Source organism: Pyrofollis japonicus, assembly GCF_033097485.1.
In the GTDB taxonomy this organism is placed as follows: domain Archaea; phylum Thermoproteota; class Thermoprotei_A; order Sulfolobales; family Pyrodictiaceae; genus Pyrofollis; species Pyrofollis japonicus.
This window is the reverse complement of record NZ_AP028634.1, coordinates 196,501-208,885: the sequence shown is the minus strand read 5'-3', so window position 1 is coordinate 208,885 and position 12,385 is coordinate 196,501. Positions and strand designations below refer to the sequence as shown.

Sequence of the window (12,385 nt, the reverse complement as noted above, 5' to 3'; positions counted from 1 at the left end):
AGGGCGCCGCATAGCCCCGGGTCACGTATTCTTGGCCAGGCTATGGCGGCAGCGGCGAGTGCGCGTAAAGAGCAGCTATGGCGAAGCCTACGGCGTCTAGGAATATCCATAGCAGTATGGCCTTCTTTGCCCCTATTTCCCGGATCATCGCCCCTAGGGCTATTATGCATGGAACCTGGTATGTTGAGGCAATGGTGAACGTCATTATCTGGTGTGGTGTGAGCGCTTTTGCAAAGTCTGCTGTCCCGAGGACGGCTGCAAGCATAGCTATGACGAGGTCCTTCTGGAGAAAACCGTAGACGAGCGGTATCATGGTTGCCGCTGGCAGGCCTAGTAGCCTCGCGAGTGGAGAGAAGACTGTTTCCACTACACTGTCTACGCCATAGTATGTTAGCGCCGCGTATGCAACAGCGCCTGCAACTATCATCGGCGTAACTACCTTTATGAAGTCCTCTAGGCGTAGCCAAGCCTTCTCGGCGACGAGGCCCAGCTTAGGCCTTCTTAGCGGCGGTATGTCCTCAACAAGTATTGCCTCTTCTTCGGCCCTTGTAGCCTTGGCGACAATCTTGGCTATTATGAGAGCTATGGTGAACCCTGCCAAGTATATCGCTATTGGTGCCAGTGCTCCCAGGAAGCGCCCAGCAATACCGAAGATTATTGAGGCCCTGCTAGAGCACGGCACAAATGCAAGCATAGAAATAGCTACTATTCGCTGCCTGGTACTCGGCAGTATCCTCGTCCCCGTTATCGCTGGCACAGAGCATCCAAGGCCGAGCAGAACCGGTATTATCCCCTTACTATACAGCCCAATCTTCTTCGTGAACGCGTGAAGCCATATCATTATCCTCGTTAGGAGCCCCGAGTCCTCTAGCAACATCAGTATGAAGTAGAAGATGAACACGTATGGCAGAGCAGACACGTACTGTGCATACAGGGCTTGGACACTCTTAGCAGCCATGAGGCCTAGGAGACCGCGCCCCTCAAGAGAGCCCACGACGCCGTCTACAACGTGGTCTAGGATACCCGTAGCCCAGTCTATAACTAAGCCCCCAAACACGACAGTTAAGACAATAATGCCCAGGACGAAGCCTAGGGAAGTCAGGAGGCCGAAGAAGGGGTGCTGCACAAGGAACACGTCGAGACGGGTAAGCGCGCCATGAGCCCTAGGCTCAACTCTCACATATCTCTGCGAGAGACTAATAGCATAACCCGCCCGAGCTATCTCAACATCGCGGTACGGGTCATGGCCCTCCTCGACAAGCCTTCTCCTAGCCTCCTCTGCCTCCGGGCAGCCAAACCGCTCAGCTACCAGGGGGTCGCCCTCCACTAAGCGGACGGCCAGCCCGCGGCGACTAAGCCGAGTAGGCCCAGTTACACAGCCCTCGGCTCTACGAATAGCCTCCTCAATATGGTCATCGTAGCGAATCACTATCTTGCTCTGCCTGGCCTCACCGAGACGACCAACGAGTTCCCTGACACCATTCTTTCTCACAGGATTTATCCTTACAACCGGTACACCAAAAGCCTCCTCGAGCCCACGATAATCAATATAAATGCCCTTCTTCTCCGCCTCCTCCCAGAAATTAACAGCAATAATCATCCTCGGCCCAAGCTCCGCGACAGAGACCGCGAAAACAAGCCCCCTCTCAATAGCAGTAGCATCAAGAACAACTATGACGAAGTCATAGTCCTCGCTGAGAAGCGCCCGCTCAGTAACCTCCTCCTCAATACTGCTCGGAAACAAGTTATAGACGCCAGGAGTGTCAACGAACTCATACCTAACACCATTAATTACCGTAGAAGCCCTAGTCACCTCAACCGTCGTACCAGGATAATTAGAGACCTGGACGCGGGCACCAGTAAGCGCACGAAGCAACGAGCTCTTACCAACATTCGGCTGGCCAAGCAACAAAACACGCTTAGTCATTGCTAGGCCCCGTTCCCTGCTCCCCAAGCACTCTCATCACACGGTGCCTAAGCGCCTGCAAACAGTAAGGGGCGGCTTAAGCCGAAAACCATGAGACAAGAACAGCTAGATAAGCGTTATCCTAGAAACAATATCGAAAACGAAACACTAACAAGATACATAAAAATGGGTAAACAATCTCTCCGGGACACCTCCTGAACCTAGAAAAGAAACAATTTACTCCTTTCCACTCTCTCCCCGAGGACAAGGCTCAACCACAACAAGCACCTTGCCCGCAATATCTTCGTCCAGTGCGACCACACGAGCCTCAGAACCAACCTCCAAGACAACCAAGCCACGGCTACGAGCAACTACCCGCACACGGCGCCCCGGAAGAAGCCCAACACCATAAACCCGGGCCACGAGGCTAGGACGAGGATCGGTCACAGCAATAACTCTTCCAGTACTGCTAATACTTAGCTCCGTGAGCCGCCTAAACTTGCCACGCGAAACAAACTCTCTAATGGTCCCGGGCTCAACATCAATGTGCTCAAGAAAATGCGCAATACGATGATCCTTTGCCATGGCCTCAACAAGGCTATGCTTCCTAAAAATATTCTCAGCAAATCTCCTACCACTGGAAGTAAGAGAAACAATCCCGTCCTTTTTCTCGATAAGACCTTCACGGGTGAGAGACTCAATAGCCTTATCTGCAAGCTCCCTGTCACCAACCTCCTTGGCGATATCCTCAACTGAAGCGCTACCACCCTTCTCCATGGCAAGCCTCAAAACATCCTCTCTAGCAATCTTCAGAACATCAGAACTCTCGTCCACACTTTAACACCTTCACATATCAATACTTTGTCTCATTATAATTAAGGGAAAAACTAGAGATAAGATCTAGCGGCTGGCACCGGAATATATGGGAAAGCGGCCAACTTCGTAATACTTGTCTCCAACTCTGACGAGAAACGATAAAACATACGTATAAATCGGATTAGGATCCCTAAGCACATTCTTTAGGACAATAGACGATCTGCTGTTCCCTAAAACTCCAAGATCAAATAATGTATAGTTTACCTGCCCAACATAGTCACTAAGCCTATAGTATTTAGAGTTGATATAGATATATACATATTGGGAAGTAGTATTAAACCCATTTATTTTCTTCCATCCTTCATTGCCATCCACAACGGCCGCATCCCCTCTCATAATAAAGATACTTATATTGGCTTGATCTTTAACAGGAATATTACCGTAAAGTACTACTACTCCGGTATAAAGCCTATAAGAAACTTGTCCCATATTCTTGACAAATAAAACGGTAATAACATTGTCCGTCTTATTTAATGAAGAAATCGGTGAAATAACAAGCGATGAAGCGACTAGTGATAACTTGCTAGAAAGCTGGTATTCAGCGCTACTTCTAGAAATCATTGGATTAAAATAATAGATAAGGCCAAAAGCAATTATGATTGCAACAGACACTATAATAACTGTTGATATAAGCTCAGCTTGTCCTCGTAGCTCTAGCATCGTTATTACCCTCCTATAGTTAACGATGTAAATACCACATACCTGCACCTTCAATTCTTATAGTGAAATCAACATCATTAATATAGCCAATCTTATAGGAAGTTCCGCTAGCACGAGTATAGTAATATGGATCTGAAATCCCGAATGCTACATAGTAAAGTCGAGGCTTCCTTGGAAGTGGTAGATAAACAGTATCGCTTACAAAATTATTACTAGGAGGCCATGTATGTCCAAGATCGTGCATTCTATCATAAAGATATACATAGCTACTTCCAAGGAAGCCTTCATCGTCAACAGCAAAGACACCCCATATACCCTTCTTTGGATCAAGCACCTCGCTAGTACCGCCTCCCACGGAGTCGTGAAACGAATAACGCAGAGATAGTGCTATTTCCGCAGCATTGGTTCCGTTAACGCCATACTCACCGCTTCTCCCCATGAACTTGAAATACACAAAGCCAGCACTAACATTGTCAACGCACCCATACCAAGGCATCTCGAGACCACCGTAAACGGGATGGTAGAAGGTGCTGTCAACGCTAAGCCCGAGTCCAAAAGCACTTCCTAACCATTGATATATATCCTGGGGTACAAGATCCGAGCCAGGAACTAAAACATCACTAAAATCATAAATCAAGTAACTTTTTGCACCAATATTCACTCCAGCCATCTCTATAAAAAGATTCCTTAGATCTAGTACCAGGCCTGGTTTAAACCATTCATCTGTAAATATGAGCTCCGCTAGCCCATTACCATCTGTATCAGCTATGACTGTGAAAGGTCTAAGCCCAGAAGAAGTACCCTGTTGAAAATCAAAGACTGAGAGCTTCCCGCCTATACCATATAAATTGTATATGTATGAGTAGGTATAACGTTCCCATATAGGTGTACATGTACATTTATAAATACCGGTTTTTATTCCTAATATCTTAATTTCCTTGCAATTGCATGCTGGGTTGCCTTTTGAAATATTCGTTGTACTTAGTTTTTCGTATTTTACACTAATATTTAACAGGTATCCAGAATAATAATATACTCCGAAAGCGTTTACCCCGCTAAGCTCTTTTTCTCTTCCTGCTAAGCCGTTTTCATTATCAAGTAGATAAGTATGAAGCAATAATAGGGTCTTGTTTACAAGAATGTTGCTTATTTTTAGAACACGGGGATAATTGTTAGTTTCTCTGCTGCCTATACGTAGTAGCTTAATGTTTTCACTATTAATGTTAATAGTGGTTTCTGCAGAGCCCATATATCCTCCGTCTACGAGTACTTGCATGCTTTTCAGAGTAATTGTTATGCCAGAGCCGGCTTTTGCCTTGTACATATATGTATTATCCGCCGTAAGTACGGCACAGCCATCAGGTTTTGGGAGAATAACCATGGTATTGATATCTATTGTATAATTGTCGGGAGGACAGTAAACGGTGGTTATTTTTCCGTCACTTTTCTGAAGCCATGCTATTACGCCTATGCTTGGACTTACTAATACTTTAGCATCGGCGTTCTCAACATTGAAGGGGTTATCAGTAGGGGTGCTCTCATCTACTTCTACACTATTTCGTAGGAGGGATTCTTCAACTTTATTTCTCAGAGTATTCCCGGTATCTTCCGGCCAACAATAGTGTGCAATACTTTTGTTATCCGGTGTGAACCAGCTGATGCATATGACTGGCTTATTATCATTGGTGGTTTTCATGGCTATTATTCCGGGCTCATTGCTCTTGAATGGAGCTAAATAATAATATGGTTCATATAGCGATACGTGGATTGATTCATTTTTATAGTCTGGATCATTTCCTCCAAGTATAATCATGCCAGGCATGGGTCCCAAGTTATGGATAAAGACTGCATCTAGCTCCTCTCTATCAATTGTTGGCGTGAATCCTCCCTCCTTCATTTGTGTAGGTGAGCCATTAAAACAATAGGAGGATATTACCCCACTATTGAGGATGTTTTCATCTGTTTCTTTTGCCGAAATATCTGTTGACACTATTAGGCTTCCGCTTCTTAATAAATCTCCTATGCTTTTATACGGGGTTAGGTTAAAATATTCTATTTTTAGGCTCTTAGCTATCTCAGCATAAGTTACTCTGCTTGCACTTGTCCCTCCTATTGCATGAACATATACCCCGCTTGTAAGTATCGAGCCCAGTAGTTCTCCGTTCTTTACAATGACTAATGCTTTACCGAGAGGCGCCTTTACTACTATTGTATCATTTTTTAGCGCTATCTTGTCTTCTGGTGGTAGTGGCTTGGTTCGTATCACTATATTGTTTACCAGGAAATCATTATTTACTGTATCACCTGCCTTAACTATATACATATTGCGACTATCAGTGATTATGTAGAACTTAATTCCAATATCCTTTGGACCAGTATTCTTAATAACATAGTGTTTTTCTACATCATTAGAGCTTAGTGGATCAAATGTGATATTTAGTGTCTGTGCGGCTGCCCCGATTTTTCGGTTTAGCTCGCTGTTAAGAGCAAGATGTGCGCTGATTGTTCCTTGGTATATGCTTATGAGCAGGGGGACTACTGCTACTAGGAGAAATGCAATTACTATGATACCTGCTATTGCTGTTGACAGTGCTCTAAACCGCATAAAGTAAGCCCCCGAGTAAACTGGTATTTACAACGTTTTTAGGATTTTTGTAATTCCTCTAGGTGAAGAAGAGAACCTCTTGGACCAGTATAAAAGTTATGCCCTAGGGGCACATGTTTACCGAATAGTGATTTATTTAGTCTATTTTTATTATAAATTATAAATTTCATAGCTGAATGATCGGAAAAAGAAAGCCTAAAGAAGTACTTATGCTAATTCGGCTGTTATTTTGATTATTGTTTGTTCTCCGAGCCTTATTATCATGCCTGGTTTTAGCTCTATCTTTTCTATCTTCTCGAAGCTCCCTGTCTCCTGGCTATACACGTAGGTTCCGTTCGTGCTTCCGAGGTCCTCTAGGACGATCTTGCCTTCCTCCACCTTTATTGCTGCGTGCTTCCTTGACACGGTTGGGTCGGGTATTATTATCACGTTCTCGGGGCTCCTGCCGATGGTTACCTGGGGGAATACTTTGAGCATGACTGGTATCCTCTTGCCTATGAGTTCCTGGGCAGGCGCGTTGACTATCTCGAGGTAGATTGTCTCGGGCGTCGTCGGCGCAGGCTTCTCCTCTACTGGCTTCTCCGGCGCAGCGGCGGGGGGTGTCTCCTCTTCCTCCGTGGGGCCAGCCTCCTCCTCTGCGGCTTGCTCTGTCACCGGCTCCGGGGCCTCGGTGGCTTCTCCGGCCTCGCTTGGCTGTTGCTCTAGGGCCTCGGCTTGCTCTGGCTGGGGTTGTTCCTGCCGGGGCTCCTCTAGTTTGAGCTGCTCAGGGTTGTCGGGGCGCTTGGCGCCGCATACTTCGCAGAACTCTTTGTCATCGGGGTTTACGTGGCCGCAGACGGGGCACTTCCATGGCATGCATGGCTCACCTCAGAATAGATTGGAGCACAGAGTGTTCCGTGCATAGTGTGGGGCTGTCGTGGTAGTTAAGCCCAGTGTTTCTTAGAATCATTTATGCTGTATCTAGGGCAGTGCTTATGTCCCGGCTTCGTGGCCTCTTCTCGTGGGTGCTGGCCTCAATATGCCTCTCGAGGTTCGTTTTGAGCAGAGTCACCGCTACAGCTTCGTTTCTCCCGTTAAGGCTGCTTTCCGCGTGACTATTGTCCCTGTTAGCGGCAAGGTGCCGGTGAAGGGGCTTCACTACATCGTTTTGCTCGACGCCAGTGGCTCCATGAAGAAGGCCGGGAAGATGGATGCTGCTAAGAGGGCTGTGGAGCGCCTCGTTGAGTCTATGCCTCCTGGCAACTATGTCACGTTGATAGCGTTTGGCCTCGGTGGCCTTTTCGCCAAGGAGCTGGTTGTTCACCGCGACGTGGGCGAGGCAAGGGACGAGATAATAGCAGCGGTTAGGAGCATCATACCGGACGATGGGACCCCGCTCTACCGTGCACTAGTAAAGGCGATCGAGATAGCCAATGCTTATCCAGAGCCAGGGTACATAGTCGTAGTTACCGATGGACGTCCCACGGATAAGAGCGACCCCGAGGAGTATCGTCGCCTCAAGTGGCCGCGGAAAATGAAGGCCTATGCGATAGGCGTCGGGCTGGACTACAACAAGGAGCTACTAGCCCTCATCGCGGACATGGGTAACGGGTACATGGAGCACGTGGGGGAGGCCGAGGTAGAGAAACTGGTAGAGGCATTCGAGGAGACCGCTGCCCCAGAGGCCTATGCGAAGGACTTCGAGCTAACAGTTGAGCCCATCGAGGGCGAGGCCAGGCTCCTCGGATACGACGAGCTAACAATAACGATACCCGTCCTCCGAGACGAGAGCCTAGAGATCTACGGCGAGGTAACAATACCCGCCAACCACCGGGGCGAAGTAGCCAGGGTGCACGTCAGCTACGAGGACCCTGTGACCGGGAAGAGGGAGACACACAGCTTCAGCTACACAGTGGAGCCAGCGCCGAGCCGCGAAGAATACGTGAAGGGCATAAACAGGGAGGTATACGACACCTATCTCTACCACGCCTATCTCGAGGAGGCACGCCGCCTCCTCCTGAGAGGAGACATAGACGCTGCTACGAAGAGGCTAGTGGAGGCGGAGAAGCAGGCTGAGAAGACTAAGAGGATAGACCTAGTGGTTGAGACTAAGAGGCTACTAGAGACCGCTGAGGCCACTAAGAGGCTCGGCAGCAGCGAGGCCGAGGAGGCCACGAGGAGGCTCCTAAGCGAGGCGACGAAGAGGATAAGAAAGTAGCACCCTGTCTCCAAAGATTTTGCCACTGTATTGCCTCGTTTTTCTGCCGCCACTATCGCCAAGGCAGACATGATTGAGCCCAACTTGTTTACGCATGGTCCTCCCTGCTTTTAAGCCGGGAAACAAGCTGAGATAAGCCAAGCCAGAGAGCTTGGAAGCCACGGCGAGGAGGCTTACATCTATGCGGGACAGCACGGAGGCCTACAACGAGCTACCCGGAGAAGAAGTCCCTGACGAGACGGGCCTCGGCGCGGCAAGAGCCCCCGAGGAAGCCGGTGGCTACGCCGAGCTATTCCGTGAAGCCATAAGCGTCTTGGCGGAGCAGCCGCCGATTCTAAGGCTAGGCGCTAGGCGATTCATAGTTGTCGGGGACACGCACGGGTTCCCCGAGGTCTCGGAGTGGGCTCTAAAGCTGGCCCACGAGGAAGACGTAGATGCAGTCATATTCATAGGTGACTATGTTGACCGGGGGCCGCGCGGCGTTGAGAACCTCGAGCTCCTCCTGGAGAGGCTCGTAGATGAGAGGGATAGGGTCTACCTGCTCCGAGGAAACCATGAGGACCCGGAGATGAACGCTGCCTACGGCTTCTTCGAGGAGGCTGTTAGGAAGAGGGGTGAGGAGTACCTCGGCTACGTCGCCGCCCTCTACGCCTCCATGCCGGTAGCTGTGGTCGCGGAGCCCATAGTGCTTGTCCATGCCGGCATACCTTGCCGCAGATGCAGCCTTTCACCCGAGGACCCGATCCTCCTAGACGACCTAGAGAAAGAGGCCGCCAAGATCAAGAACAGTGAAGAGGCCCTTGGCCTCCTCAAGACGAGTCCCCTCGTGGCCCAGCTCTTGTGGAACGACCCAAGGGGGACGATTGACTGGTTTCTCCCAGGGCCCCGGGGCCCTGGCACATATCTCTACGGCAAGGCGGCTTGGAGGAGCTTTCTCGAAGCAAACGACCTCGGCATCATTATTAGGGGGCACGAGGTCGTAGATGGAACCCATGTTTGGCTCCAGGACGGCAAGCAAACAACATTAGCGGGAGAGATGGGGCTCGATAGCCTAGAGTACAGCGTTGTAACCGTGTTCTCCTCGCTCTACCATAAGCGCCGCGCAGCAGTACTCCTCGTAGACCTTGAGGAGGGTAAGCTGAGGCCCTACATCTATAAAGGAGAAGCAAGGGAGGCATCTACAAGGGAGACCTAGGGATAAGCAGGGAGGAGGCGCTCCCTCAGCGAGCACCCCTCTATAGCTGTGAGGGATTATCCAGACCTTGGCCGAGAAGGGTAGAGTGGTAGGCTACGGGCTAGCAATCCTGGGAATATACGGCGTAGCGGCAATATTGCTCGTATCAAGGTTTGTTGGAGAAAGCAGTATTGATCCCTTCAAGTGGTGGCTGGGTGGCGGGCTCCACCTCCCCCCTAGGAGTCCCACGGACTTGTTCCTCGTCTCCTCATTCATCGCCTACACGTTGGCCTTCGCTGGCCTAGTGCTGCTAAGCATTGGGAAGAGCAAGCTAGGCATACTGATGGGGCTCTACGGGCTCTTGGCGCCCCTGCTCCCAGGCATAGCCGCCTGGGCCGCCTCGAGGTATCCCCAGGCTGGCGCCCTGCTTGAAGCAGCTAAGCCGCTCACCCCCTACTATCCCTCGACACCCCTTATGGCTCTCGGGCTAGGGCTCTCCGCGTCAACGAACCCGGTTATCGGGGTACCGCTACTACTCTACGCTCTCTACGACGCCCTGTGGGATATGCTTGGCTTACCGGCTCCGACCAGCATAAGCCTGAGCATAGCCGGGTACAACACCACAGTGTATGAGGCCCTCCTCTACTACACGGGCTCGGCCCTCGTAATCCACCTAGCTCTCGTGCTGAGAAAACACAGAGAGCATGAAGCAACCATGGAGCCGCAGGCCCCGATACGTGTCCCAGGTAGCGCCGAGCCGAGACCAGTCGCCGAAGCATATGTGCGGCCGCACATGGCCCGGCGCGAAGACGTGGCACACAGCACGGTCGCCGTGTCCCCGCCTACCCGGGAAGAGGCCGGGGCTGACGAGAGGAGGGAGGAGTGCTCATCGGTGAGGCTGTCCGAGTTCGCCAAGAACCGTAGAGAGGTCGTCGAGAAGTGCTTGGTGGGCAGGGAGATACACGGCTACGTGGTCGAAGAATTCATTGGGAGTGGCGGCTTCGGAGTAGTGCTGCGCGCGCATGCAAGAGAGGATCCCGGCGACAAGGCTGCAATAAAGCTCCTAGTCCCGATCCCTGTGGGCAGCGGTGCTGGTGGCACTACTTCTAGTAGGCTTGTGAGAGACGTGCTAATGGTCGCTCGCGACCTTGAGCGGGAGGCGCTAAGCCTCCGAGAACTCAGCGAGAAGAGCCCCTACGTCGTGAGGCTAAAGGCTATTCACATAGACTCCGAGCGTCTAGCTAAGGCTGTCCGCACGGACAGCTTCGAGATATACATGGTCTCCCCGCCCGCGATAATAATGGAGTATCTTGGCGGTGGGAGCCTCTCTAAGCTACTCGAGGAGGCAAAGAGGCTGCACTTGGCGAGGCCCGATAACCGCGACTGGGTGAGAGTAGTAGCAGCACTAGGCGCGGTAATAGCCAAGGCCCTAGCACACGTGCATGGAAGCGGCTATGTCCACGGAGACCTCAAGCCAGAAAACATACTATTCACCACGAGGCCCGCCGCAAACCCCAGGCTCCTTGCCAGCGCGTTCTACGAGGCACTGCTGAGACCAGAGCAAGCCAAGACCGTGCCCAAGCTCTCCGACCTGGGCGCAGCAGTAAGGATAGGGAGCCCAGTAATGCAGCTCACACCGGGTTATGCGGCGCCAGAGCTAGAAGCCTACGACCTGGTCTGCAACGAGCTCGGTAAGAGAAACTCGCCGATATGCTCAAAGGCGCCAGTAGCCGAGCCCAGCCAAGACGTCTACAGCCTCGGCATAATCCTGCTCCAGCTACTAGCAGGCCTAGAGCACCGCCAAGTAATAACGCTGAAGCACAAGCTCATGTGCCGCCTAGACGAGCAAAGAGGCCTAGTATGCGATACCTCAAAGATAGAAAGGATGCTGAGAGACGCCCCTAGCCAGCTACGGCTCCTACTCGGAAAAATGCTCTCAGACAATCCGCGAGAAAGGCCGGACGCGAGCAGAGTCGCAGCATGCCTAGCCTGCCTAGCGGGCAACGAGCCCAGAAAATGGAGCACTTGCAACGAGAAATGCTCTAATACCTAGTCAAGGTGCACCTACTCTTCACTAATAGAGATAGAAGTACAAAACCATAAAGCCACGAAGCGATAAACGATGCAAGAGTTACTTTCAACAGATTGCCTCCCTCCAGCACAGATCCCTGCAAAGCAAAGTAACCGGGTGGTATTCTGCAGGCACAGCTATACAGCTCTATGCTGAGAGGCCTCAGCAAGGCCTCAGTTATGAGTCTCACAATAACTGCTACAAAGAGTACCGCAAGAGCTGCAATAATAGTGCTATGCCAAGAATAACGACATCCATTCGCTCTCCTAATGATTTTTAGGGCTAAGGCTACAGCGACAATAATGCCCACTAAAATAAATGCATTATAGATAAGTGAGAATACGAAATAATTGCTAAGGAGAATCTGCATGTTAATGAGCAGCGGTAAGGCAAATGCAAGGAAGCCAGCTAGGGCGAAGCAGTAATAGGTGACAAGAACAAATAATATGCTCCTAACTAGTCTATGCAATCTACTTGCTTTAAGCGAATAAGCTAGAGCACCTGTCAACAGCACGAGAAGCGGAGCTGGACGAGACAAAGAATCTATAAGAACAGCCATTAAGATGTGATGTTGCCACTCGTTTGTTAACGGTCTAGACAAGAACACATTACAACTTGTGCTACACTTAATAGATGAGATTATAAGTCCGATTAATGCTGCGAAGAATGATATGGCTAGAGTCTTTAGAAACAATGCTACCTTTTCGTCAATGTTAAGTTTCAAAACTCTTCCCCGTAGTTGTCAAGCCCTCTTATTATATCCTATCTGGAGAACAATACTATATAGTCTATATAGTGTTTTCATAGGACAATAAGACACAGTCTAAAGTCACATTTTTACTATTTATTATGTAAGAATAATATATTATATATGAAATGATTTTAAAAAATAATGG

Annotated in this window: 9 protein-coding genes; 3 read left to right on the top strand and 6 right to left on the bottom strand. The window is 50.0% G+C overall.

Annotated features, from left to right (window positions below; translation table 11 throughout):
• Nucleotides 1-40 precede the first annotated feature (40 nt).
• The 5 genes from feoB to SBG41_RS01055 all read right to left on the bottom strand — a co-directional run bounded on the left by feoB (nucleotide 41) and on the right by SBG41_RS01055 (nucleotide 6,902).
• Nucleotides 41-1,927: a ferrous iron transport protein B gene (feoB, locus tag SBG41_RS01075; protein WP_317895696.1), complete on the bottom strand. Its 1,887-nt coding sequence runs from the start codon at nucleotides 1,925-1,927 to the stop codon at nucleotides 41-43.
• Between the two features lie 216 nt (nucleotides 1,928-2,143).
• Nucleotides 2,144-2,740, bottom strand: coding sequence for a FeoA domain-containing protein (locus SBG41_RS01070; RefSeq protein ID WP_317895695.1), 597 nt, complete (start codon nucleotides 2,738-2,740; stop codon nucleotides 2,144-2,146).
• Nucleotides 2,741-2,806: 66 nt separating this feature from the next.
• Nucleotides 2,807-3,442: a hypothetical protein gene (locus tag SBG41_RS01065; protein WP_317895694.1), complete on the bottom strand. Its 636-nt coding sequence runs from the start codon at nucleotides 3,440-3,442 to the stop codon at nucleotides 2,807-2,809.
• A 19-nt stretch (nucleotides 3,443-3,461) separates the two neighbouring features.
• Nucleotides 3,462-6,047: a hypothetical protein gene (locus SBG41_RS01060; protein WP_317895693.1), complete on the bottom strand. Its 2,586-nt coding sequence runs from the start codon at nucleotides 6,045-6,047 to the stop codon at nucleotides 3,462-3,464.
• Nucleotides 6,048-6,254: 207 nt separating this feature from the next.
• Nucleotides 6,255-6,902 (bottom strand): FHA domain-containing protein, encoded by a 648-nt coding sequence (locus SBG41_RS01055; RefSeq protein ID WP_317895692.1) that lies wholly within the window; start codon nucleotides 6,900-6,902, stop codon nucleotides 6,255-6,257.
• A gap of 163 nt (nucleotides 6,903-7,065) precedes the next feature.
• Here SBG41_RS01055 and SBG41_RS01050 point away from each other — a divergent pair, with 163 nt between their 5' ends.
• From SBG41_RS01050 to SBG41_RS01040, 3 genes are all read left to right on the top strand, one after another.
• Nucleotides 7,066-8,244: a VWA domain-containing protein gene (locus tag SBG41_RS01050; protein WP_317895691.1), complete on the top strand. Its 1,179-nt coding sequence runs from the start codon at nucleotides 7,066-7,068 to the stop codon at nucleotides 8,242-8,244.
• Nucleotides 8,245-8,425: 181 nt separating this feature from the next.
• A complete protein-coding gene (locus SBG41_RS01045; RefSeq protein WP_317895690.1) occupies nucleotides 8,426-9,439 on the top strand; it encodes a metallophosphoesterase in 1,014 nt (337 codons plus the stop codon).
• Between the two features lie 67 nt (nucleotides 9,440-9,506).
• Entirely contained in the window at nucleotides 9,507-11,471 is a 1,965-nt protein-coding gene (locus SBG41_RS01040; protein WP_317895689.1) for a protein kinase domain-containing protein, read from the top strand.
• On the opposite strand, the gene SBG41_RS01035 is transcribed toward SBG41_RS01040, so the two are convergent.
• The gene (locus SBG41_RS01035) at nucleotides 11,461-12,213 is read right to left on the bottom strand and encodes a hypothetical protein (protein ID WP_317895688.1); all 753 of its coding nucleotides are present in this window, start codon (nucleotides 12,211-12,213) and stop codon (nucleotides 11,461-11,463) included. The genes SBG41_RS01040 and SBG41_RS01035 overlap by 11 nt on opposite strands.
• Nucleotides 12,214-12,385 lie beyond the last annotated feature (172 nt).